This window comes from Secundilactobacillus odoratitofui DSM 19909 = JCM 15043 (assembly GCF_001434895.1).
Classification (GTDB): Bacteria; Bacillota; Bacilli; order Lactobacillales; family Lactobacillaceae; genus Secundilactobacillus; species Secundilactobacillus odoratitofui.
The window spans coordinates 1-256 of the sequence record NZ_AZEE01000014.1 but is presented as its reverse complement, the minus strand read 5'-3'; the positions used below and the strand labels follow the sequence as shown (position 1 = coordinate 256).

Here is a 256-nt window from a genome sequence, read left to right as displayed (position 1 = left end):
ATACGGAAACCTGCACAGGAACGAAACTTTGTTTAGTTTTGAGAGGTCTACTCTCATAAATAGTTTGAATGCTTTTTGGGCCTATAGCTCAGCTGGTTAGAGCGCACGCCTGATAAGCGTGAGGTCGATGGTTCGAGTCCATTTAGGCCCACTCAACAAACTTTGTTTGTTATGGGGAATTAGCTCAGATGGGAGAGCACCTGCTTTGCAAGCAGGGGGTCAGCGGTTCGATCCCGCTATTCTCCATTGATTCCGA

General features: G+C 47.3%; 2 tRNA genes. Both read left to right on the top strand.

The features are described from left to right. Window positions 1-77: 77 nt before the first annotated feature. A tRNA-Ile gene (locus tag FD04_RS01960) sits at window positions 78-151 on the top strand. 22 nt (window positions 152-173) lie between these two features. Continuing rightward, window positions 174-246 (top strand) — tRNA-Ala (locus FD04_RS01955). The last annotated feature ends 10 nt before the right edge of the window (window positions 247-256 follow it).